Consider the following 21361-nt stretch of genomic DNA (forward strand, 5'->3'; position numbering starts at 1 on the left):
ACCCTGAAGTCGTCGGCACCGAAAGTAGGCGAGGTATGTACCACACCGGTACCATCTTCAGTGGTCACAAAATCACCTGCCACCACCTGAAACGCCTTGTCGGCATCATACAGTGGCTGAAGGTAGGGCATCAGCTGCTCGTAACGCACGCCCACCAGCTTCTTGCCTGCAAATTCCTGGATCACCTGGTAAGGAATGGCCTTGTCGCCGGGTTTGTAATCTTCCAGCTTCAGGTCTTTATTCTTGTCAGAGAAGTATTTTCCGAACAGGTCTTTGGCCAGCACCACGCTCACGGGCTTGTGGGTGTACGGGTTGAACGTATTCACCTGCACGTAGGTGATCTTCTCTCCCACGGCAAGGGCGGTGTTAGAGGGAAGGGTCCAGGGTGTGGTGGTCCAGGCCATGATGTACACCTTGCGTTCTCCGGCCTGTGCCGTGAAAAGGAAATCCGAGGCCGGGTTCTTTTTCACTTCGAACTGGGCTACGATGGAGGTATCCTTCACGTCTTTATAACAGCCCGGCAGGTTCAGCTCGTGTGAGCTCAGCCCTGTGCCGGCGGCAGGTGAATAAGGCTGTATGGTGTAGCCCTTATACAATAACTTTTTATCGTAGAGCTCTTTCAGGATCCACCACAGTGTTTCGATGTATTCTTTCTCGTAGGTGATGTAAGGCGCCTTGAGATCGACCCAATAGCCCATTTTGCGGGTCAGGTCGTCCCACTGGTCTTTGTACATCATCACCGTCTCGCGGCACTTCTTATTGTAATCTTCGATGGAGATCTTTCTGCCGATGTCGTCTTTGGTGATGCCCAGCAGTTTTTCAACCTGAAGCTCCACCGGAAGGCCGTGTGTATCCCAGCCTCCTTTACGCTTCACCTGGAAACCCTGGAGGGTCTTGTAACGGCAGAAGATATCTTTTACCGTGCGGGCCATCACGTGGTGGATGCCGGGTGTTCCGTTAGCCGATGGCGGCCCCTCATAAAAAGTAAAGGTGGGGGCGCCTTCCCGGTTAGTTACCGATTTTTCAAAAATCTGTTCTTTGTTCCAGAAATCAAGCACTTCTTCCGCGATCCGCGCAAAGTTCAGTTCTTTAAATTCTTTGTATTTACCCGCCATGGAGTGCAAAAACTAGGTTTTCAGTGTGAATAAGAGCGCAAAGATAGTTAGGCATTAGGGATTGGGCATTAGCCATCCGGCACTTTTTTGAGGGTATTTCCCTCCTGCAATGCTGATCCTAAGGCCCCTATTTAGACGCCGGTATAATAACCGGAATTACAGTTCCTTTAGTTTCCTTTAATTATTCAGCAGCCGAGTGCCTGTTGTGGATCCTGATCTTATCCAGGTCTATCTCCTCATCTTCGTGCTCGCCGTAGTAGCTGGGGCCCAGCTCGTCGATGAGCATATCGTCTTTCTTGCGGGGCTTGTCAAACGTCATGATCAGCGCCGGCAACAGGATCAGGTTGGTGAACATGGAGATCACCAGCGTGGTTGATGTCAACAGGCCCAGCGCGATGGTTCCGCCAAAAGAAGAGAACGCAAAGATGATGAAGCCTGCAAAAAGCACGATGGAAGTATACATGATGCTTTTGCCGGTCTCCATGATGCTATCGCTCACAGCCACGGGGATGAAGAAGTTGTTGGCCAGGATCTCCTGCCTGTATTTGGCCAGGAAACGGATGGAGTTGTCTACCGAGATGCCGAAAGTGATGCTGAAGATCAGCGCCGTGCTGGCTTTCAGCGGAATGTCAAGATAACCCATGATGCCCGCCGTGATCATCAACGCCAGCAGGTTGGGGATGAGCGAGATCACGATCATGCGCACATTGGCAAACAACGCCGCCATAGAAAGTGTGATAAGCAAAAAGGCCAGCAGCAAGCTCTCCTGCAGGTTGGCGATCAGGAATTTGGTACCCTTGATAAAGATCTTGGTTGATCCCGTGATGGCGGTTACTACGGTGTCTTTTCCTTCCGGAACGAGCAGCGCCTTCATTCTCGGCTCGATGGTGTAGTGCACGAGCGAATCGAGGCGTACGGAGCCGATGTCTGCCATCTGGCACGAAATGCGCATAGTGGTCAACGTTGAATCCACAAACGAGGTAAACACCCCACTGTTGTCGCTCTGGTTCTTCATGTAAGGAAGAATGAAGTTGCGTTCACCTCTCGAGGGAAGGGAATAGCGGGCAGGGTTGTTATTGTAGAATCCCTGCTTGGCCGCCTTCACCAGGCTCACCAGCGACAGGGGCTTGGATACTTCGGGCAATGAATCGAGGAAGCTCTCGAACGCTTCGATCTTTTGAAGATTATTCACTTCCATCAGGGGGCGCCGTTTTTTGCTTTTGAACTCCACCACCATTTCAAGGGGCATCACACCGCTGAAATTCTGCTCGAAGAAAACGAGATCTTTTTTCACGTCGCTGTCTTCCGGCACATCATCCACCATAAAAGAGACCGACCTCAGCTTGGCGATGCCCAGTATCGATAATATCGTCAGCGCCATGGACGCGATATAGATAATGGGCCTGTGACGGTGCACGGTAATATCGATCGCCTTGAGGAAACGGCCCATCACACGGAAGTTGAGGTGACGCAGGTGCCGCTCCGTGGGTGTGGGCAGCCATGAGAAAATGCTGGGGATCATCACCAGGCTCACAAAAAAGAGCGCCATGATATTGATACCTGCAACAATACCGAATTCACGCAGGATGAGGATATCGGTGGAGAGCAGTGTTAAGAAACCAATGGCTACGGTAAGGTTGGTGAGAAATGTGGCGAGCCCCATCTTCTTCACCACGGTGGTGATCGCTTCAAGCTTGTCTTTGGTTCTGACGAACTCGAGATGATATTTGTTCAGCAGGTAAATGGCATTGGTGATACCGATGGTCACGATCACCGGAGGAATGAGTCCGCTGAGCAGGGTGATCTTGAAGCCGAAGATCGACAAGGTGCCCAGCGTCCACACCACCACGATGGCGATGATGATCATGGAGAACATGACGGCGCGAAACGAGCGGAAGAAAACAAACATGATGAGGCCGGTGATAATGGCCGATGCATACAAAAAGAGCTGCATCTCACGTTTCACTTTATTGGCTACCACGGTGCGGATAAAGGGAAGCCCTGCAAGGTGAAGCTTGATGCCCGTCTGGTGCTCAAAGGCCTCGCATTCTTTCACCAGGGCAGCGGTCAACGGCTCGCGCAGTGAAGAGTTCATCACATCCTTATTGACGGTGATCACCGCCATGGTGGCGCCGTTGGTCTCATTGATGAGGCGGCCACTGTAGAATTTCTGGTCGAGCGCAAACTTCAGCAGGCTGTCGTATTGCCTGGAGTCTTTCATGCGGTCAGGGAAAATATTGGCCAGGTAGAACCTGGTGTTGGCCGTGTCTTTGAGGATCATCTTCATCAGGGGCAGTGAGATCACTTCGCTCACACCGCTGATCTGTTTGATGTTCCTGCCCAGTGTGCGATACGCCTCAAAATTGCGCTGCTCATAAATGGCGCTGTCTTTCACACCAATGGCTATGATGTTACCGTCTTCACCGAACTGTGCCCTGAAACGCTGCAGCATCACCATATCAGGATCGTCCAGGGGCACCGTGCGGGCAAAATCGTAGCTCATCTGCACCCGGGACGCATAATATCCCATAACAATGGTGATGATGCCGATCAAAAGAATGAGCGAAAGGCGGTACTGAATAATGAACCTGGCGATTTTATTCCACATGGACGGTCTGCAGTTTTAAAAGTGGGCCAAAGCTAGTGAATTTACCCTAAGGATGACACCTTTTAAAAAGTTGTCATCCGGGGAGGCCTAAACCTGCGAACGTTTGAAATAAACAAAGAAAGTGGTGCCCTCGTTGGGCTTGCTTTGCACTTCTATTTTGCCGCCCAGCGCTTCGATCTGTGTTTTTACGAGGTACAGTCCCAGCCCCTTGCCCTCCATGTGCAAATGGAACCGCCGGTAGAGGGTGAACATGCTCGACTTATACCGCGGCAGGTCGATGCCGAGGCCGTTGTCATTTACTACCAGGCAGACGTACTCTTCTTCGGCCCGGGTGCTCACGCTGACCACCGGCAGGTGCTCGGGGTTGCGGTATTTGATTGCGTTGCTGATCAGGTTGTACAAGATGCTCTCCACGTAGGGCGTTACGGCATACACCTTACGGGCTTCCGCGAAGTTGTGATGAATGTTGGTGTGGGTCTCTTCGATCTCTTTCTCCAACATTCTTTTCACGCGCACAAACGAGTCTTCGAGGTCTACTTCGGTAAGATTGCTCGTGTGTTTTTTGATGTTCAGGATCACGGTGAGGTCTTTGATCACATGATCGAGGTCTCTGGTGGATTCTTCCAGCTTCTCGAAAGCTGTTTGTTTATCGTTCTCAGTTTCGCTGATCTTGATAAGGGTTGTAAGGCCGAGGATGCGTGCCAAGGGAGCTCTCAGGTTGTGCGCTGCAATGAAGGCGAATTGCTCGAGCTGCGTGTTCTGCTCGATCAGCTCGCGGTTGGCCACGTGCACTTCTCTTGTGCGGTTCTCCACCTCTTCTTTCAAATGCAGGTTCATGGCGTGGATCTCCGCGTGCTGCTTCTCGATGGTTTCACGGGCTGTTTGCAGCTCGCTGTTCTGCATCAGCAGGGCGTCACGTTGCGCCGAAAGCTGCTCACTCTGCGAGCTGATCTCCTCGTTCTGCGTCTGGATCTCCTGCGTGCGTTCAGTCACTTTGCGTTCGAGCATGATGTTCTGCTCGTACAACATCCTGTTCTTTTCTTTCTCCGCTTTGCGCAGCAGCTCCGAGAGCTGGAATGTTTTTCCGGTGTGAATGGCGGTATAGATCAGTGTGGGCACGCAGATGACGAAGAGCAACACCTGCACGATCACATTTCGATACAACGCGGCCTCATACTCCTCGCGGGCTTCGCTGCCGATCCGGTTCACATACAGCTGAATATCTTCTTCAACTTTCAAATACTGCCACCACAGATGCGCACCTTTATCGGAAGCGAAGATCTGCCTGAACTCTTCCTCTTTTCCCTGTGACAGGAGCTGCTTCAGCTTGTAACAATACCTTGCGTAGGCATGCACCGAATCGATGAACACATTGAACTTGCTGAAATTATAGTGAAGCTTCTTCAGGGGTGTTACAGCATTGGTAATGATGCTGTCTTTCCAGGACAGGGCACTGTCGAGCGGCGAGCCGAATTTTTCGTTGCGGATGATCGCATAACCACGCAGGCCAATATCCAGGGAGTGAATGATCGATTTGCCGATCTGATCGTAATAGATCTTGACCGCCTCAACCTCATGCTGTACGGCACGGTTCCGTTCAATGATCTTGTTGTTATAATAGGTAAGCGCAATGCTGATCGCCAGCAGTATACCGATTACTGCAACGGTGAGATATATAAAACGAATTCTGAACGGATTTTTCATGCCAGCCGCAGAAATCTACCACATTATGGTAATTTCTGCGTTTCTTTTGTGAACAAAAAATGATTCCAACTGCCGTTTCGGGAAAAAATTACAGGCTGATGCCTTTTATTTTCCGGTAGAGTGAAAGGGCATGTTTATCCGTAAGGCCCGAAACAAAATCAACGATCTGCCTAAGCATCAGGTAAGTATTTCCGGGATGGCGGCCAATGGCGGCCACAACTTCTTCGGGCAGGAGCAGCAACAGGTTGTCGTATTTCCGTGACCTCCTGTTCAGCATCAGGTGCTCACCTGTTTTGCAAAACTCTTCGAGCAAGCCCGGAAGTATCTGATGGCCTGAGGCTTCGATCTCCACCACGTGCCTGGCGCGGTAGATCTTTTTTACCGAGACATCGCTGATCAGCTTCAGCGCATCCTTGAACTCGCACAGGTCTGTGAGGGCATGATCGAATTTTGCATCGAGGATCTCCGCTTCATGCGCCAGGAAGATCTCCGTGCAGGAGTCGATCAATACACCGATAGACATCGCCCGCAGTGTTCCAAGTTTTTCATTCAACCCCGTGGTGACTTTTAGTTTATTCCGGTCCAGTTTGTCTCTCAGGATGCCGGAAAGCAATTCTACGGTCTCATCGAACGAGATCAGTCCCAATCTGCAGCCGTCTTCCAGATCGATGATGCTGTAACAGATATCGTCGGCGGCCTCCACCAGGTAAGCCAGCGGATGGCGGCTCCAGCTTGGGCCCTGCTGCCGGATCAATTGAAGCTCGCCGGCCACCGACTCGAAATGGGTCAGCTCCGACTGAAAGAACCCGAACTTCTTCTGGCTCCGTTTTTTCTTATCCCTTTCGGGGAACAGCGCGGGACACGGATATTTTGTAAAGGCGCCCAACGTTGCCAGCGTGAGCTTGAGGCCATATTCATCTTTGTTGAGGATGCGGAAACCCTGGGCATTACCTTCAAATTTTATAAGATCTTCCCACTCCGCTTCAGAAACTTTTTCCCTGAACGCCTGGCCCTGTGGATGTTCCCTGAAAAAATCGGAGATCGAGTCTTCGCCGGCGTGGCCAAAGGGCGGGTTACCGAGGTCATGCGCCAGCGATGCCGCAGCCACAATGGCGCCGAAATCGAAAAGTGAATAGTTATCTTTCAGTGCCGGATGACGCTGCATGATCACCTCACCGGCGCGTTTGCCAAGCGACCTTCCCACGCTCGACACCTCCAGGCTGTGCGTAAGCCGGGTGTGCACAAAGTCCTGCTCCGGGAGCGGATGTACCTGCGTTTTATCCTGCAGCTTGCGGAAGGGATGGGAGAATATAATGCGGTCGTAGTCCTGCTCAAAAGCGCTGCGCGAAGGCAAGGAGCCCTGCTCGGATCGCTGGTTGAGCCGGGCGGAAGACAAAAGACGAAGCCAGTTCATGAAAAAAATTTGCACGAAGTAAACGATAAGCAACCGAAAACCAAACCGCCCCCGATCCGTTTCTCAGTGTACGCGCACAACCCAACCCATATGGAAAAAGTAAATATCCGTGAAAAGCTTGGCCAGTTCAACGATCACTGGAACCCCAGGATCGTAGGAGAGCTCAATGGCCAGCACGTAAAAGCCGTCAAACTTAAAGGTGAATTTGTCTGGCATCACCATGACCACGAAGACGAATTGTTTCTCGTGACCAAAGGAACCTTAAAAATGGAATTCAGGGACAAGACCGTGGAGGTGAACGAAGGCGAGTTCATTATTGTGCCCCGGAAAGTGGAGCACAGGCCCGTGGCACCCGAAGAAGTACACATCCTGTTATTTGAGCCGGCATCGACTTTGAATACCGGGAATGTGGAGAATGAGCGGACCCGGAAAACGCTCGAGAAGATCTGAGGCCCTTAGAACTGCTTAAAATCAGTCATGGGCTTGACGTGGTAATGAAAATGGGGCTGAAATCCCTGAAAAGGCGCATCTATTTCGAACTGCATCACAGAAGAAAGGTCGGTAAGGTTCACCAGCCTGTTGTTCTGCTCATCGTTCATCAATGCCCCTTTTTCGGTAATGTGGATCACCCGCATGAAATTGACACCCCACATTTCACCCAAAAGGCGATAACGGAGGCATATGTCGGGGCGTTTATCCTTCAGATCAACGAGTAACCGTTTCAGCTCCAGCACTGAAATCAAACTCCTGCTTCTTTCAACGGTATCTTGCATGATTTTAAAATTGAAAGTGACGTAAAAAAAATATGCCTATAACGACCATCCGGGCAAACCGCTTTCTTTTACTTATAAGATAACTTGCGTAAAGTGTTTCAGACCGATGCGAAGCAGCAAAAAGACCATGAAAATCCACAACCTGTATTCCTGACGGATTGCATTGTATTGCGCAAACCACTTCATTTACAAAAACGTTTTATTTGAAAATCACTAAAAAACATGGCTGAAGAACTGATCATCTCGTCTGCAACCGATAAAAAGGAAAAATACACCACACTGATCCCGCAACTCGAGTCTCTCATCGGTGGCGAGCGCGACGTCATTGCCAATCTGTCTAACATCGCTGCCGCGCTGAAACAAACTTTCGATTTTTTCTGGGTAGGATTTTATTTCGTCAGGGGCAGCCAACTGGTGCTGGGGCCTTTTCAGGGGCCTATTGCCTGCACACGCATTGATTTTGGAAAAGGTGTATGCGGCGCCGCATGGGAAGCCCAAAAAACCATCGTTGTTCCCAACGTAGAAGAATTTCCGGGACACATCGCCTGCAATTCAGCATCAAAATCAGAGATCGTATTGCCGGCCTTCAAAGCAGGTGCCGTAGCGCTGGTGCTCGATGTAGACAGCGACAGGCTCAACGACTTCGATACGGTTGATCGGCAACATCTTGAAAAAGTCATAAGCCTCATCGAAAAATTCATTTAATCCCATGTCGCGCGAAGAGCTATTGTCATTTTATGCAGACAGGAGGTCCGCATTTGCATCACAGCTTCAAAAAATTTCCACGCATATCAACATCGTTTCCAACGCCAGGCTGCTGATAGCGATCGTTTTTGTGGGCGTTCTGTATTTCGGATTCACGTATCATGCCCTTTTATACCTGCTGCCTGTCCTCATCGTTGTTTTTACAGTGCTCATCAGCCGCCATGGAAAACTTTTCCAGCAGCGCCAGCATCTGCAAAACCTGGTGAAGATCAACCAGTATGAGCAGCAGGCCGCGGGTGGTGACGTTTCTGCTTTTGGAACCGGCGCCGAATTCACCGATACCCATCATCCCTATGCCCATGATCTTGATATGTTCGGCACAGGCTCCGTGTTCCAGTTTGTGAACCGCTGCAATACGCTGATCGGTAAAAGCAAATTTGCCATGCGTCTGATGAACCCGTTGCTGTCGTCTGACGCGATCGTTAAAAACCAGCAGGCCATCCGTGAGCTTTCTGAAAAGACCGAGTTCCGTCAGCACTTCCAGGCGGCAGGTATGGAGATGGAAGAGCTGCCAAGAGACCGGGAGCAACTGCTGGCCTGGGCGAAAGAACCTTCTTTTCTGTTTGGAAAAGTTGCGTACAGGATCGTGCTCACCGCCGTGCCTGTGATCACCCTGGCGTTGGTGGCAGGAACATTTTTCTTTAGTTTTTTAAGACCTTTTGCCGTGCTGACGGCCGCCTTTCAATGGGCGTTCCTGGGCTTCCATATCAAAAAAGTGAATGCCTTCCACGAGTACATCAGCCGCAAGAAAAACATTCTTCAGAAATATGCTACCCTGCTGCACTACCTGCAGGGCGAACGTTTTACGTCTCCGCTGATGACAGGACTTGCAGAAAAAGCACAAAACGCCGGCAGCAAAGTACAACAGCTTGCCTCGCTGGTGCACGCTTTCGATGCGCGCCTCAACAGCATGACCTCGTTGTTCACCAACAGCCTGGTGCTGTATGATCTGCAGTGTGTTTACCGGCTGGAGCGGTGGAAGGAAGAGAACGCCACCAATCTCGACCAATGGCTTGAAGCTGCGAGCGAAACTGAAGTGCTTGGCAGCTTTGCCACGTATGCTTTCAATCACAAACAGTTCACGTATGCCACTGTTGAGCCGACGCTGGCCATCTCCGCGAAAGCGATGGGGCATCCGCTCATTGCACCTGAAGAATGTGTGGTAAATGATTTTCAGATCGGCAACGGTCCATCGGTGCTGATCGTTACCGGCGCCAATATGGCCGGCAAGAGCACTTTTCTGCGCACGCTCGGCGTTAACATTGTGCTGGCCTTGAACGGCGCTCCTGTATTTGCAAAAGAATTCCGGTGCCCCATCATTCACCTGCGCACCGGCATGCGAACGGCCGACTCGCTCAAAGACCACCAGTCGTATTTTTATGCCGAGCTCGACAGGCTCAAAGGTATCATGGATGAGCTCAGGCAAGATGTACCGTTGCTGATCCTGCTTGACGAGATCCTGAAAGGAACAAACTCCACCGACAAGCAGGCCGGATCCATCGCGCTGGTGAAGCAGCTTACTCCACATCCATGCCTGGCAATCATCGCTACGCACGACCTTGCACTCGGAACGCTTGAAGAAGAATTCCCCGAGCACATCCGGAACTACTGCTTTGAAGCCAATATCGAAAATGATCAGCTTTCGTTCGATTACAAGCTGAAACCCGGCCTGGCGCAGAAGATGAATGCTACTTTTCTGATGAAGAAAATGGGCATCATTCCCGCTTAGCTAGTTGTGAGATACGAGCTTTGAGCTGCGAGGAAGTGAGTTTCAAGCTAAGCGTTTCAAGCCGCGAGAGAATGCCAGACTGAGACAGCTTATGCCGCTCATTGCTATCTCCGTGCGTTGGAGGAATACGGGTGAGACTCCGTGAATTTCCGAAGCGGAATCATTACATTAGTAGAGCTTCGAACCTCCAGTTGGCTCCCCCCTTCTCGGAGCTCGTAGCCAACAACTCGTAACTATTCACCCAATATGGCAAACAGAAGAGACTGGTTAAGAACTTCACTGGCACTCGCAGCGGGTCTACCCTTGGGCACAACGTTGGCAGAACGCCTGATGGCCGCCCCTGTCAGTGAAACCGAAAAGATATTTTTCTCCGGAAATCTTCCTCCGATGAAGATCAGACTGGCGTCGAATGAAAATCCGTATGGCCCATCGGACAAGGCACGCGCTGCGATCACACAGATCATTACCGAAGCCAACCGCTACCCGTTCCAGGCCACGGTAGATTTCAAACAAGTGCTGGCAACACATGAAGGTGTAACACCCGATCATATTGCCGTGGGCTCGGGCTCAGCCGACCTGCTTTCTGCCACAGGGGCCGCGTTCGGGCTTGAAGGTGGCCGCATCCTTTCGGGGTTCCCCACCTTCCCCATGCTGATGAACTACGCCGAAGTTTTCAAAGCCACCTGGGACAAAGTGGATATGGACGAGAATCTCGCCTACGATTATGAAGCGGTAGCCTCGCGCATCAAAGACGACACCCGCCTTGTGTTTGTATGCAATCCCAACAACCCTACCGGAACGCTGGTAGATCCCGCGAAGGTGAAAGCTTTCTGCGAAGAGGTTTCCAAAAAAGTAACTGTATTTTCAGACGAGGCATACCTCGAATTCCTGGAGCCATCAAAACAGGTTTCCATGGTGGACCTGGTGAAGAAGGGCGCGAATGTGATCGTCTCCAGAACTTTCTCCAAGATCTATGGGCTTGCGGGCTTACGGGTGGGCTACCTGGTGGCGAAACCTGAGCTGATCAAAAAAATTACGCGTAATCAACCCGGCATCCCCAACAACCAGATCGCGCTGGCCGCGGCACGGGCTTCGTTGGGCGACACTGCTTTTATGGAAATGTCGCGCAAGAAAAATGCGGAAGCACGCAAGCACCTCACCGACTTCCTCGATAAAAAAGGTTATTTCTACGGAAAGTCGCATACCAATTTTGTGATGTTCGATCCCAAGGGAGATGCGCTCGGCATTCTCAACAAGCTCGCAGAACGCAGCATCGCCATCCGTGCATGGGATTACAAAGGTATGCAGTGGCTTCGCGTGAGCATTGGAACGTCAGATGAGATGAGGCTTTTCACGAAAGCATATGATGAAATTATTTCGTGATAGCGTGCGAAGGGATTCCCGGTTGTTAGGAGGCTCCTGCGGAGCCATAGATGCCACATCATCTAACGCTATAGACAGGGAACTCCTGACGGAGTTTAAAAAACGAATACCTAAGTGAGCCAAATTCACCTATCAAGCTATACTTTCAAAAAGCTCCGTTAGGAGCACCCTGTCTCTAGAAAATTCGATGGCCACATTTTTGGCTCCATAGGAGCCTCCTGAATTTAATTAAATCAGGAACTCTACAATCCTGCTTCCACCTTAAATAATTCCGCGAGTTTATGCACAGCAAAATCGATCTCTTCGGGTTTGTTGTATTTGCTGAACGAGAATCTTACGGCGCCTCTTTTTGACTCGGGGTAGAGTGCGCCCAACACGTGCGAGCCAGTAGTGGCACCGCTGGAGCAGGCACTGCCTCCGGAAGCGGAGATCCCTTGCAGGTCGAGGTTGAACAACAGCATATCGCTCTCATCCGACTCGGGCAGACTTACATTCAATACGGTGTAAAGGCTTTTTTCAAGATTGGCAGAATCACCATTGAACGTTACACCGGGGATCTGCTCTGTCAGCTTCTGGATCATACGCGCCTTCAGCCCTTTGATGTAGCTGATATGATCATCCATTTCGCGATAGGCGATCTCCAGCGCTTTGGCCAGGCCTATGATGCCATAAACATTTTCAGTGCCGCCACGCATGTTTCTTTCCTGTGCGCCGCCATGGATGAAAGAATGGATCTTCCTGTCTTTGCGGATGTACATGAAGCCGATGCCTTTGGGGCCGTGAAACTTATGCGCCGCCGCGGTCATACCACAAACGTGAAGGACCTTCATATCGTGCTTGTAATGGCCCATGGTCTGCACGGTGTCTGAATGCAGAAAGGCGTTGTGGGTTGCGCAAAGACCACCAACTTGCTGGAGATTCAACAGGTTTCCGATCTCGTTGTTGGCATGCATCAGCGAGACGAGCGCGCCGGGATGTTTAGCCAGCAACGCTTCGAGGTGGGTGATGTCTGCATGGCCTTTTTCATCGAGGTTCACCATGTGCAGCTTCACGGCGCCCTGCTTGGCAAGGTGCTCTACGGTGTGCGTCACTGCATGGTGCTCGATGGGCGACGAGATAATATGTTTGATATCGTATGTGGCAACGGCGCTTCTGATGATGGCATTATCTGCTTCCGTGCCGCCAGAGGTAAAAATGATCTCACCAGGTGTACAATTCAGAAGCTCCGCAACCTTTTTGCGGGCCGATTCAATGGCTGAGCGAACCTTGCGGCCGTGGGCGTGAGTGGAAGACGGGTTTCCAAAATCTTCCAGCATAAAAGGTTTCATGGCCTCAAATACTTCCGGGTCGAGCGGCGTAGTTGCGGCGTTGTCTAAGTATACTCTCATTGTCGGTTAATGAATGTACAAAATTAACAGAACGCCTTCTAGTTTCAAGTTAAAAGTTAGAAGTTTCAAGTTTGGGAGCGCCCCCAACTTTCAACTTTGAACTTTCAACCTTAAACTTTAAACTTTCTTACATCGGACGCAATTTTTCTGCAATAATCTCTTTGATGTCGCTCATGATCTTCTTGGCGAGATTATCGGCCTTCGTTTCCATATCAGACTCCGCGTAAATGCGGATGATGGGCTCTGTATTCGATTTGCGAAGGTGTACCCACTCTTTGTCGAATTCGATGCGAACGCCATCCACGGTGCTGATGGGCTGGTTCTTGTATTTCTTTTTAACGTAGTCCAGGATCTTGTCTACGTTGATATCGCGCGTAAGCTCGATCTTGTTCTTCGAAATAAAATAGTCCGGATATTTTTTGCGGAGACGCAGCGCCGTGGTTTGCGATTTGGCCAGGTGCGTGAGGAACAGCGCAATGCCCACCAGCGCATCGCGGCCGTAGTGCAGATCGGGATAGATGATGCCGCCGTTACCTTCGCCACCGATCACCGCTTCGATCTCCTTCATCTTGGTAACTACGTGCACTTCTCCTACCGCTGAAGCCGCGTATTGACCACCAGCTTTTTCTGTAACATCTTGTAACGCCCGTGTGCTGGAGAGGTTGGAAACAGTGTTGCCATTTTTCTTCTTGCCTGCATTCAGCACATAGTCGGCCACTGCCACCAGTGTATATTCTTCGCCGAAAGGCGTTCCGTCTTCGCATACAAGCGCGAGTCTGTCAACATCGGGGTCGACCACTATTCCCAGATCGTATTTTCCTTTCACGATCTCGCGCGAGATATCGGTGAGGTGCTCCGGCAACGGTTCGGGGTTATGAGGGAAGTGGCCAGTAGGCTCACAGTATAATTCTTTTATCGTAACGCCAAGCGCGCTCAGCAGCATGGGAACGGCTATACCGCCCGTAGAGTTTACTGCATCTACCACCACCCTGAAGCCACGGCTATGCACAAGCTGCGCATCTACCAGCGGCAGTTTCAGGATCTCCGCAATATGCTTCTGGATATATCCGTCTTTCTTTTCGTAATGGCCGAGCTTGGTGACCTGTGCAAATTCAAAGTCTTCATTCTCTGCAATGGTGAGCACTTCTTCTCCATCTTTGCCTGAAATGAACTCACCTTTTTCATTGAGCAGCTTCAGCGCATTCCATTGAATGGGATTGTGACTTGCCGTAAGGATGATGCCACCGGCCGCTTTCTCCCACACTACTGCCATCTCTACCGTTGGCGTAGTGGAAAGGCCCAGGTCGATCACATCGATGCCGAGGCCCTGCAAAGTGGAAGACACCAGCGCGTTCACCATTTCACCAGACAACCGGGCATCGCGCCCTATTACTACTTTTGTAGGACTGGTCTTTTTTTTCAGCCAGCTGCCGTAAGCGGCCGCAAATTTTACAACATCAACCGGCGTGAGGTTATCCCCTGTTTTTCCACCGATAGTGCCCCTGATACCCGAAATCGATTTTATTAAAGCCACGTTGTTCTTTTTTTAAATTGGTGGGCAAAGGTAATAAGCTTTTGGCTGTTAGTCCGTTGCCCGGGGTAAAATCTTAAAAATTGGTAATCAGTATTCAGTCGTTGGTAATCGGTATTGGGATACTGATTACTGATTACCCGTTTACCGATTACCATTTTCACTACCTTGCACCGCAATTACCCGGTTATATGACTAAAGTGCTATCAGCTCCCGATGCCAGACGGCAGGAAAAACTGCAGGCTTTTGACAGGCTGCTTACGATCATGGACGAACTGCGTGAAAACTGTCCGTGGGATAAAAAACAAACCCTGGAGAGCCTCCGGCACCTGACCATAGAAGAGACTTATGAGCTTTCAGATTCCATCCTGGAGGGAGACCTTCCGGAGATCCGGAAAGAGCTCGGCGACTTGATGCTGCACATGGTGTTCTACGCCCGCATTGCTTCCGAAAAAAAGGCTTTTGACGTGGCCGATGTGCTCAACGGCATCTGCGATAAATTGATCGAAAGACATCCTCACATTTATGGCGATGTAGTGGCCAACGATGAAGAGACGGTGAAAGCGAACTGGGAAAAGATCAAGCTGAAGTCGGGAAATAAATCGGTGCTGGAAGGTGTGCCCAAATCGCTGCCGGCGCTGGTGAAGGCCATCCGCATTCAAGACAAGGCGCGGGGCGTGGGCTTCGACTGGGAGAAAAAAGAGCAGGTGTGGGAAAAGGTGGAAGAGGAGATGCAGGAGTTCAAAAAAGAATTCAATGCCGAGCGCAACGAACCCATCAATAAAGAAAAAGCGATGGCAGAATTCGGCGACCTTCTTTTTTCACTGGTGAACTATGCGCGTTTTATCGACATCGATCCGGAAGAAGCGCTGGAGCGTACCAATAAAAAATTCATCAAACGATTTCAATACCTTGAAACAGAATCTGCCAAAGACGGCAAAAAGATGGGAGAAATGACACTCGCTGAAATGGATGTGTACTGGAACAGGGCAAAGACACTTAAATAATTTAAAATACATCTCCCGCTGTCCCGAACAGCTATCGGGACCACAGATAAACGCAGAAGCTATTTATATATCCTCGAAAATCTGCGTGATCTGCGGGAACCTGTTATTTTTAGGCCTTTAATGAGTCGGAGCGTTGCCGTATGAAGCTTAATAAAAATCTCGTCTTTTATATTCTGATCATCATTGTGTTCGGTGCGCTGATGTACTGGATCACGCAGGAAGGTGAGAAACTCGAATTGGCCAGGGCAGCCGACGTTCCGAAGCAGACAACGGAAGGGCCACAGGCAAAACCTTTCAACCTCTTTCTCGACGCGTTCAGCCACAACCTCGTTCATCCGTTGGCGGTGCTCATTCTCCAGATCACCTCGATCATTCTTGTCTCCAGGATCTTCGGTTATATCTTCAACAAGATCGGCCAGCCTACGGTGATCGGTGAGATCGTTGCCGGCATTGTGCTGGGGCCTTCTTTATTGGGCCTGTTCTTTCCCGAATTTTCCGGTTTTATCTTCCCGAAAGGATCGCTGCCCAACCTCCAGTTCCTGAGCCAGGTGGGGCTGATCCTCTTCATGTTCGTCATCGGCATGGAGCTCGACCTGAAGGTACTGCGCAACCAGGCACATGATGCTGTGGTGATCAGCCACGCCAGCATTGTTATTCCGTATTTCCTGGGCATGGGGCTGGCTTACTACATGTACGAAGATTTCGCGCCCGACAATATCTCGTTCCTTTCGTTCGCCTTGTTCATGGGCATTGCCATGAGCATCACCGCTTTTCCCGTGCTGGCGCGTGTGATCCAGGAACGTGACCTCACCAAAACGAAGCTCGGCAGCATTGCCATCACCTGCGCTGCCGCGGATGATGTTACGGCCTGGTGTATCCTGGCCGCCGTGATCGCCATTGTAAAAGCCGGCACTTTTGTCAGCGCTCTGTATACCATCGTGCTCGCGTTGCTGTATGTGCTCGCCATGATCTTTTTGGTTCAGCCCTTCCTGAAAAAGGTAGGCGATGTTTATTCAGAGCGGGAGACCATCAGCAAGACCATTGTGGCGGTAGCTTTTCTCATCCTGCTGGCATCGGCGTACCTGGCGGAGATCATCGGTATCCATGCCTTGTTCGGCGCTTTTCTGGCGGGCGTGATCATGCCACCGAATTTCGGGTTCAGACGCGTGATGATGGAAAAAATTGAAGATGTAAGTCTCGTGCTGTTGCTGCCCCTGTTTTTTGTATTCACCGGCCTCCGAACACAGATCGGACTGCTGAATGAAACACACCTCTGGTCTGTGTGCGCTGTGATCATTCTCACCGCGGTGGCGGGCAAGTTCGGCGGAAGCACGTTCGCGGCACGGGTGGTAGGACAAAGCTGGAAAGAAAGTCTCTCCATCGGTGCGCTGATGAATACACGCGGGCTGATGGAGCTCATTGTGCTGAACATCGGCTATGACCTGGGCGTGCTCACCCCCGAAGTATTTGCGATGATGGTGATCATGGCGCTGGTGACCACCTTCATGACCGGCCCTGCCCTCGACCTGATCAATTATGTTTTTCCAGATCGCGATGCAGCCACCGCCCCGAATGGCGGAAAATTTTTCAAGATCCTGATCTCTTTCGGTCCGGCCATCAAAGGAAAAAAACTACTGCGCCTTGCCGACCAGCTCACGCATAAAAAGACCGAGGAGGCAGACATGACCGCCTTTCACCTTACGCCCAGCGCCGACATCAATCCCAAGGAGGCCCGGGAATATGAGCACGAGAGCTTCAGGCTTGTGCGGCACGAAGCACAAAGCCTCGGCATCAAGGTGAAGACCGTGTACCGGGCTACCAACGACATCAACAAGGAGATCACCCGAGAGGCGAACAAGGGGAAATATGACCTGTTGCTGGTGGGCGGATCGCACTCACTGTTCAGCGGCGACGATGTGTTAGGCGGCAAGGTGAAAAATTTCCTGGAAGACACCACGGGGCATGTAGGCGTTCTTGTAGACAAGGATTTTGAAGTGGCAGACCGGATCCTGGTGGCCTTACAAGATTTCAACGATCTTTTCCTGATCTCGTTCGCCGAGCGGTTCATCCAGAACAACAATGCCCGGGTAACCCTGTATGACCCCAACCGGTTGCTGAAATCCAACATGATCTTCAGCATGGCGGTAGACAAGATCAACGCCGAGAACACCCAACAGGTCCAGCTTCACGAGCACCATACCCTCACTACCGAGTTCCTGGCGGGTTTTAACCTGGTGATGGTCAGCTACTCGGGCTGGAAAGACCTGACCCGCACCAAAGAGCGCTGGCTGACACAGACACCTTCTGTGCTCATCCTCAAGCCGCAGCGCAAGTGACCCTAACAGGCGTTCCGGTTTTAAAGTTAATCCGGCGTTTTAAATCCCAGAAATACTGCTCTATCTTTGCCTTCTATGGCGAATCAAGAAGACAACCTTTTTAAGAATGTTATATCCCATGCCAAGGAGTATGGATTTATTTTTCCTTCAAGCGAGATCTATGACGGCCTCAGCGCTGTTTACGACTATGGCCAGAACGGCGCAGAGCTGAAGAACAATATCAAAGAATATTGGTGGAAGTTCATGACCCTGCTGCACGACAACATCGTGGGCATCGACGCCGCCATCTTCATGCACCCCACCACCTGGAAAGCTTCCGGCCACGTTGACGCCTTCAACGATCCGATGGTAGACAACAAAGATTCTAAAAAACGTTATCGCGCCGATGTGCTGGTGGAAGACGCCATCGCCAAAATGGAAGAGAAGATCGACAAGGAAGTGGAGAAGGCAGCCAAACGTTTCGGCGAATCATTCGACGCGGCCATGTTCAAGTCTACAAACCCGCGTGTGCTGGAATACCAAAAGAAGATAGATGAGACCAACGCGCGGCTGAAAGATGCCATGAGCAACGGTGACATGGCTGGCATGAAGCAGCTGATCATCGACCTGGAGATCACCGACCCTGTTTCAGGCACTAAAAACTGGACAGACGTGCGGCAGTTCAACCTGATGTTCTCAACAGAGATCGGCTCGCTTGCCGAAGACGCCAGCAAGATCTACCTGCGCCCCGAGACCGCGCAAGGCATCTTTGTCAATTTCCTGAACGTGCAGAAGACCGGCCGGATGAAGATCCCTTTTGGTATCGCCCAGATCGGCAAAGCATTCAGGAACGAGATCGTTGCCCGCCAGTTCATTTTCCGCATGCGTGAATTCGAGCAGATGGAGATGCAGTTCTTTGTGAAACCCGGCGAAGAAATGAAGTGGTACGAGTTCTGGAAAGAAAAACGGTTGAAGTGGCACCTCGCCCTGGGCCTGGGCAATGACAACTACCGTTACCACGACCATTTGAACCTGGCGCACTATGCCAACGCAGCCTGCGACATCCAGTTCAACTTCCCGATGGGCTTTAAAGAGCTTGAAGGCATTCACTCACGCACCGACTTCGACCTGAAGAGCCATGAGAAGTACTCAGGCAAAAAACTGCAATACTTCGATCCGGAAGATACCCAGAACTTCATCCCCTACGTTGTAGAAACTTCTGTAGGCCTTGACCGGTGCTTTCTGGGCATTCTCTCCAAATCGTACCAGGAAGAAAAGCTCGAAGACGGCTCAGACCGTGTAGTGCTGCGCATACCGGCACCGCTGGCGCCCAACAAGGTTGCCATTCTGCCACTGACGAAAAAAGATGGGCTGCCGGAGAAAGCGCAGGCCATCATGAACGATCTGAAATACGACCTGCGCTGCTTCTATGAAGAAAAGGATGCGATCGGAAAACGATACAGAAGGCAGGATGCGATCGGCACACCTTACTGCATCACGATCGACCACCAGACCCTGGAAGACGATACGGTAACCATCCGCGACCGCGACAGCATGAAGCAGGAGCGCGTGCGGATCGCCGATGTGCGATCAAAACTTATCGACGCCTGCTCGATCAACAATCTTTTAAGGAAGATCTAAAACATGGTCATCTTTCTGATCTTCACGGGAGTAGTAGCGCTGGTTGTCTATTACTTCAAACATGAGGTCAGAGAGAGCTATGTGTATGCGGGCCAGAAAGCGGCACCGGTAAAAACGCTGCTGCTTCCTGTACCGATCCGGTATAAGGAGATCCTGCAAAAATACTTTGCTTACTACCAGAAGCTGTCGCCGGAAAACAAGACCCGGTTTGAGAAAAAGGTAGTGCAGTTCATTTACGGAAAACGGTTCATTCCCCGGCAGGTAGATGAGGTGACGATCGAAGCCAGGGTGCTGATCGCGGCCTCGGCAGTGCAGCTCACCTTCGGGTTGCCGAATATCTATCTCAGCTACTTCACCAAGATCCTCGTTTATCCAAACGATTATTATTCATCCATCACCAAACGTTATCACAAGGGTGAGGTGAACCCGCGCTTCGGCATCATTGTGCTGTCGTGGCAAAGCTTCATCGACGGATACATCCAACCAAACGACTCGAAAAACCTTGGCCTTCACGAGATGGCCCATGCGCTTCGGCTGGAGGTGATGATCCGCAGCGAAGACTTTCCTCCGTTCGAAGAGGAGATGCTGGCGCAGTTCGATCTTTATGCGCATCGTATCTGCAACGATCCCGTATTCGCTACACAAACATTTTTCAGGCCTTACGCCTGCACCAACGAGCATGAGTTCTTCAGCGTTGCCGTGGAGAATTTTTTTGAACGCAGCGAGCAGTTCAAGAAAGAGCTGCCGGATCTGTACCAGGTGATGGTGAAACTTCTCGGACAGGATCCGTTGGTACTTTAATCATATTCAATTCGAGTTGCGGAAGTAACTTCCGCTTGGGAGAGAGAAGCTTCGAATGAGATTTCTTGGTGCGCACGGAAGAAACTTCCGCGCGAGATCGGGTTCCGCGAAGGCGGGCCTTAGGGTGGAGACGTGCGGGCGTATTACGGGCGGAATATCTTCAACGTATCAGACTGGATTTTGTGTTGCTCTATCAATTTTGCATTCATGCGGGGCGCGGATATTCCTTTGCCGAACGTTACCGGAGCTGTAAATACCCTTGCTTCATCCCACAATCCCTGATCGATGAACAGTTGCAGGGTTTGTGCGCCGCCTTCGATGATCACAGATTGGATCTTGCGGTGGTAAAGATCGGTGACAAGCGCTTGCAAAAAATCTTCAGCCGGGAGCTTGACGAATGAGAGGTTAGGTCTTTCTTCACTTCTAACAGTGTTGTAGCAGATGGTGCGCTGCGTACCATCAAACAGGTGTAACGTTGGGTTGAGCTTCAGGAATCGGTCGATCACAATCCTTATCGGGTCGCGGCCTGTCCAGCTGCGTACGTTGAGCCTGGGGTTGTCATGTTGTGCGGTACGTATGCCTACCAGCACGGCATCTTCTTCGGTTCGCCACCGGTGCACCCATTGGCGTGAAAGCTCGTTGCTGATCCACTTCGAGTCGAAGTTCTCACGGGCAACAAAACCATCTGCGGTCTCTGCCCATTTCAGGATCATGTACGGCTGCTGCCGCTCCATGAAAGTGAAGAAACGCCTGTTAAGCTCGCGTCCCTCATCGCTGAGCACATCAGTAATAACTTCAATACCCGCGGCCTGAAGCTTTTTCATGCCCCTGCCGGCAACAAGCGGATTGGAATCGAGGTTGGCGATCACCACCTTTTTTACTTTTTCAGCAATCAGCATATCGGCGCACGGTGGCGTTTTTCCGAAGTGCGAGCAGGGCTCGAGAGTTACGTAAACAGTACTGTGCGACAACAGCATTTTATCGGTGACATCGCGCACAGCATTCACTTCGGCATGGGCCTCCCCGTATTTCTTATGCCAGCCTTCGCCGATGATCACACCCTCATGCACGATCACACAGCCCACCAGTGGGTTCGGGCTCACATGACCACGGCCCAGGGTAGCCAGCTCCAGCGCACGCCGCATAAAAATCTCGTCCATATGATGATGTTGGGTAGGCATTGCCTT

Annotated in this window: 16 protein-coding genes; 8 read left to right on the forward strand and 8 right to left on the reverse strand. The window is 51.1% G+C overall.

Features of this window, described 5'->3' with window-relative positions; all coding sequences use genetic code 11:
- The 4 genes from KK083_RS09760 to KK083_RS09775 form a co-directional block, all read right to left on the reverse strand.
- Positions 1-1115 (reverse strand): class I tRNA ligase family protein (locus KK083_RS09760; protein WP_254162941.1); only part of this gene is annotated, 1115 nt, incomplete at its 3' end.
- Positions 1116-1296: 181 nt separating this feature from the next.
- Positions 1297-3723 (reverse strand): efflux RND transporter permease subunit, encoded by a 2427-nt coding sequence (locus KK083_RS09765; RefSeq protein ID WP_254162943.1) that lies wholly within the window; start codon positions 3721-3723, stop codon positions 1297-1299.
- Between the two features lie 87 nt (positions 3724-3810).
- Positions 3811-5427, reverse strand: a complete 1617-nt coding sequence (locus KK083_RS09770) for a sensor histidine kinase (RefSeq protein WP_254162945.1) — start codon at positions 5425-5427, stop codon at positions 3811-3813.
- Positions 5428-5515: 88 nt separating this feature from the next.
- Positions 5516-6841, reverse strand: a complete 1326-nt coding sequence (locus tag KK083_RS09775) for a deoxyguanosinetriphosphate triphosphohydrolase (protein ID WP_254162947.1) — start codon at positions 6839-6841, stop codon at positions 5516-5518.
- 90 nt (positions 6842-6931) lie between these two features.
- Here KK083_RS09775 and KK083_RS09780 point away from each other — a divergent pair, with 90 nt between their 5' ends.
- Complete coding sequence (locus tag KK083_RS09780; RefSeq protein ID WP_254162949.1) at positions 6932-7291, forward strand: cupin domain-containing protein; 360 nt, start codon at positions 6932-6934, stop codon at positions 7289-7291.
- Between the two features lie 5 nt (positions 7292-7296).
- Here the strand turns inward: KK083_RS09780 and KK083_RS09785 are convergent, their stop codons facing one another.
- Complete coding sequence (locus tag KK083_RS09785) at positions 7297-7614, reverse strand: hypothetical protein (protein WP_254162951.1); 318 nt, start codon at positions 7612-7614, stop codon at positions 7297-7299.
- Positions 7615-7836: 222 nt separating this feature from the next.
- Here KK083_RS09785 and KK083_RS09790 point away from each other — a divergent pair, with 222 nt between their 5' ends.
- From KK083_RS09790 to KK083_RS09800, 3 genes are all read left to right on the forward strand, one after another.
- Positions 7837-8319 (forward strand): free L-methionine (R)-S-oxide reductase MsrC, encoded by a 483-nt coding sequence (locus KK083_RS09790; RefSeq protein WP_254162953.1) that lies wholly within the window; start codon positions 7837-7839, stop codon positions 8317-8319.
- A gap of 4 nt (positions 8320-8323) precedes the next feature.
- Positions 8324-10108: a MutS family DNA mismatch repair protein gene (locus KK083_RS09795; protein WP_254162955.1), complete on the forward strand. Its 1785-nt coding sequence runs from the start codon at positions 8324-8326 to the stop codon at positions 10106-10108.
- Positions 10109-10354: 246 nt separating this feature from the next.
- Complete coding sequence (locus tag KK083_RS09800; RefSeq protein ID WP_254162957.1) at positions 10355-11491, forward strand: pyridoxal phosphate-dependent aminotransferase; 1137 nt, start codon at positions 10355-10357, stop codon at positions 11489-11491.
- Between the two features lie 242 nt (positions 11492-11733).
- Here the strand turns inward: KK083_RS09800 and KK083_RS09805 are convergent, their stop codons facing one another.
- On the reverse strand, positions 11734-12879 hold the full coding sequence (locus KK083_RS09805; RefSeq protein ID WP_254162958.1) for a cysteine desulfurase family protein: 1146 nt from the start codon (positions 12877-12879) through the stop codon (positions 11734-11736).
- 127 nt (positions 12880-13006) lie between these two features.
- Positions 13007-14413, reverse strand: coding sequence for a phosphoglucosamine mutase (gene glmM, locus KK083_RS09810; RefSeq protein ID WP_254162959.1), 1407 nt, complete (start codon positions 14411-14413; stop codon positions 13007-13009).
- Between the two features lie 188 nt (positions 14414-14601).
- Between glmM and mazG the strand changes: the two genes are divergently transcribed.
- From mazG to KK083_RS09830, 4 genes are all read left to right on the forward strand, one after another.
- Positions 14602-15417 (forward strand): nucleoside triphosphate pyrophosphohydrolase, encoded by an 816-nt coding sequence (gene mazG, locus KK083_RS09815; RefSeq protein ID WP_254162961.1) that lies wholly within the window; start codon positions 14602-14604, stop codon positions 15415-15417.
- Positions 15418-15557: 140 nt separating this feature from the next.
- Positions 15558-17753 carry a cation:proton antiporter domain-containing protein gene (locus tag KK083_RS09820; protein WP_254162963.1) on the forward strand — a complete coding sequence of 732 codons (2196 nt, stop codon included), beginning with the start codon at positions 15558-15560 and terminating at the stop codon, positions 17751-17753.
- A 75-nt stretch (positions 17754-17828) separates the two neighbouring features.
- Entirely contained in the window at positions 17829-19373 is a 1545-nt protein-coding gene (locus KK083_RS09825; protein WP_254162965.1) for a glycine--tRNA ligase, read from the forward strand.
- Positions 19374-19376: 3 nt separating this feature from the next.
- The gene (locus tag KK083_RS09830; RefSeq protein ID WP_254162967.1) at positions 19377-20174 is read left to right on the forward strand and encodes a zinc-dependent peptidase; all 798 of its coding nucleotides are present in this window, start codon (positions 19377-19379) and stop codon (positions 20172-20174) included.
- Between the two features lie 143 nt (positions 20175-20317).
- Here KK083_RS09830 and ribD read toward each other — a convergent pair whose 3' ends face one another.
- Entirely contained in the window at positions 20318-21334 is a 1017-nt protein-coding gene (gene ribD / locus KK083_RS09835; protein ID WP_254162969.1) for a bifunctional diaminohydroxyphosphoribosylaminopyrimidine deaminase/5-amino-6-(5-phosphoribosylamino)uracil reductase RibD, read from the reverse strand.
- Between the last annotated feature and the right edge of the window lie 27 nt (positions 21335-21361).

It is taken from the genome of Chryseosolibacter histidinae (assembly GCF_018598225.1).
GTDB lineage: Bacteria > Bacteroidota > Bacteroidia > Cytophagales > Cyclobacteriaceae > Chryseosolibacter > Chryseosolibacter histidini.

What these genes read in the sequence shown, in the direction of transcription:
- KK083_RS09765 (WP_254162943.1), bottom strand. Translation starts at nt 3,723, where the DNA reads ATGTGGAATAAAATCGCCAGGTTCATTATTCAGTACCGCCTTTCGCTC.
- KK083_RS09770 (WP_254162945.1), bottom strand. Translation starts at nt 5,427, where the DNA reads ATGAAAAATCCGTTCAGAATTCGTTTTATATATCTCACCGTTGCAGTA.
- KK083_RS09775 (WP_254162947.1), bottom strand. Translation starts at nt 6,841, where the DNA reads ATGAACTGGCTTCGTCTTTTGTCTTCCGCCCGGCTCAACCAGCGATCC.
- KK083_RS09780 (WP_254162949.1), top strand. Translation starts at nt 6,932, where the DNA reads ATGGAAAAAGTAAATATCCGTGAAAAGCTTGGCCAGTTCAACGATCAC.
- KK083_RS09785 (WP_254162951.1), bottom strand. Translation starts at nt 7,614, where the DNA reads ATGCAAGATACCGTTGAAAGAAGCAGGAGTTTGATTTCAGTGCTGGAG.
- KK083_RS09790 (WP_254162953.1), top strand. Translation starts at nt 7,837, where the DNA reads ATGGCTGAAGAACTGATCATCTCGTCTGCAACCGATAAAAAGGAAAAA.
- KK083_RS09795 (WP_254162955.1), top strand. Translation starts at nt 8,324, where the DNA reads ATGTCGCGCGAAGAGCTATTGTCATTTTATGCAGACAGGAGGTCCGCA.
- KK083_RS09800 (WP_254162957.1), top strand. Translation starts at nt 10,355, where the DNA reads ATGGCAAACAGAAGAGACTGGTTAAGAACTTCACTGGCACTCGCAGCG.
- KK083_RS09805 (WP_254162958.1), bottom strand. Translation starts at nt 12,879, where the DNA reads ATGAGAGTATACTTAGACAACGCCGCAACTACGCCGCTCGACCCGGAA.
- mazG (WP_254162961.1), top strand. Translation starts at nt 14,602, where the DNA reads ATGACTAAAGTGCTATCAGCTCCCGATGCCAGACGGCAGGAAAAACTG.
- KK083_RS09820 (WP_254162963.1), top strand. Translation starts at nt 15,558, where the DNA reads ATGAAGCTTAATAAAAATCTCGTCTTTTATATTCTGATCATCATTGTG.
- KK083_RS09825 (WP_254162965.1), top strand. Translation starts at nt 17,829, where the DNA reads ATGGCGAATCAAGAAGACAACCTTTTTAAGAATGTTATATCCCATGCC.
- KK083_RS09830 (WP_254162967.1), top strand. Translation starts at nt 19,377, where the DNA reads ATGGTCATCTTTCTGATCTTCACGGGAGTAGTAGCGCTGGTTGTCTAT.
- ribD (WP_254162969.1), bottom strand. Translation starts at nt 21,334, where the DNA reads ATGGACGAGATTTTTATGCGGCGTGCGCTGGAGCTGGCTACCCTGGGC.